Annotated in this window: 1 protein-coding gene; it reads right to left on the bottom strand. The window is 33.7% G+C overall.

The features are described from left to right. Window positions 1-27: 27 nt before the first annotated feature. Window positions 28-1941 (bottom strand): S8 family serine peptidase (locus FPG59_RS15695; RefSeq protein WP_086455478.1); only part of this gene is annotated, 1914 nt, incomplete at its 5' end.

Raw genomic sequence — 1941 nt, 5'->3', positions numbered from 1 at the left:
TTAATATATGGTTTTACTTAAAAAAAATTAATCTTTAACGATTTTCCAAACAGATTGTTTTACACCTTGTTTAACTTTAATTAAATAAATTCCTTTTTCTAAAGATTCAACGTTAACAGAAGTATATTTTGATGCATTTTTTCCATCCATATTCTTAACTAATTGAAGTTTTCCTAATATGTCATAAATTTCAAGAATTATAGATTCATCTGATTCAGATTCAAAGGCTACATTAACCATATCGTTAATTGGATTAGGCCATACATTTAAAGATTTAAAATTAGATTCTACAACATTCAAGGTATTCTCTTCAATACCTGAAATAATTAATGAAAAATCTTGACTATCACCAACCAAATTTCCTTTATGACTAACGGTTACTGTATAAAAATCATTAAAAGGATTTTTTACTTCTATCTTTTCTACATTATCAACAGTGTTATCTGCTTTGATAGCAGGTAGTGTTTTATCATCATTCAAACGCCAAGGTAAAAAAACATCATTATTTCTTGTTATTCTGATGTCAAGATCATTAACAAGTACAGGTGCTTTTAAATCAACAGTACCTGTATTAGCAACACCTGCTCTATCAGTCCAAGAAATTGTCGCCACTAATGGTTCGTTACCATTAGCCTTTACTACTCTTGTAATTGTGTTACCTTGTTGAAAAACAGTTGATCTTGAATCAAATTCCTCTATAACAACTTTCTTATTTACGATGAAGGCATTTGAAATTAATACAGCTGCTTTTTCAGCATTCAATAAACCCCACCCAAACTTCGGATCAGGACCATCTGCTTCACCTGCTTCATCAGCACTATGTACCATAAGACCTCTTAAAGTGGCAGATCTCATAAAATTTCGTGACAAATTATTAAAATGTTCTTGCAATAACAATAAAGTTCCTGTAACACCTGGTGCAGCCATAGATGTCCCAGAAATAGTACCATACCCTTTATTTCCGGCTGCATTAGTTGTTGAGAAAACATTCACACCCTTAGTTGAAATATCTGGTTTAATACGATTATCATCTGTTGGACCCCAACTACTAAAATTAGACATTACCACACTACTCGGATCTACATACCCTGACTCACTCAAACCTTCTACAGCAGCAACTACAATTGCATTTTTTGCTGTACTAAAATCCGTTAGTAAATCATAACCGTCTTTAGCACCATTTATAAGCGGGGCTTTATTTCGATCATTTCCTGCAGCAATTACTGGTTGGTAATAAGGAGCCTCAAAAGTAATTTGATCTAAATCCCTAGAATCACTCCTATAAGCACCAAAAATAAATTCAGGAAAATTTGCATTGGCTGCAGCAAGACCATAGGAATGATTTGAGAGTAGCAATCCTTGATTCATAGCCAAATCCGTCATCTCCTCGATATCACGAGTCCAGTTACTTACATAAGCAAAAGCTTTGTAAGCCATTCCACGACCAGATCCATTAGGAGAGTTAACTCCTGAGCTAATCATTGTACCTGTAACATGCGAAGAATGATAAGAATTAGGACTTGTATTATTGTCATAAATAAAGGCTCTCCCTCCAAAATCTTCATGACTAATGGTTGCATTATCTTGATCCCAAACACCTACAAACAAACCTTCTCCGGTAAGATTTAAACCTAAACCACCATTAGGCTGAAGTTTGTTAGTACGAGAAGTAAAAGCAGAACCCACATTTTTTGTTTCACGGTATAATGGAAATCCTGCATCAGTAATTTCCTTTATTTCGGCAAAATTGCCATCTGGAGTAACAAAACTAATCGGCCAGTCATTCAAGTTTGCTAAACTTAAAACCTTAGCATACTTTACAGAATGTTCTTTTGCAAAATGACTTTTTAAACGATGAAGATTAGAAATATTTGATTGCTTCAAAATAGCATCACGATTTTTAACGTTTTGGGCATGAATGATTGAAGAGCCCAATAAAAG

This window comes from Flavobacterium sp. FPG59 (assembly GCF_002150205.1).
GTDB lineage: Bacteria > Bacteroidota > Bacteroidia > Flavobacteriales > Flavobacteriaceae > Flavobacterium.
Note: the sequence above shows the minus strand (reverse complement) of the source record. Positions and strands in the feature narration are given on the sequence as shown.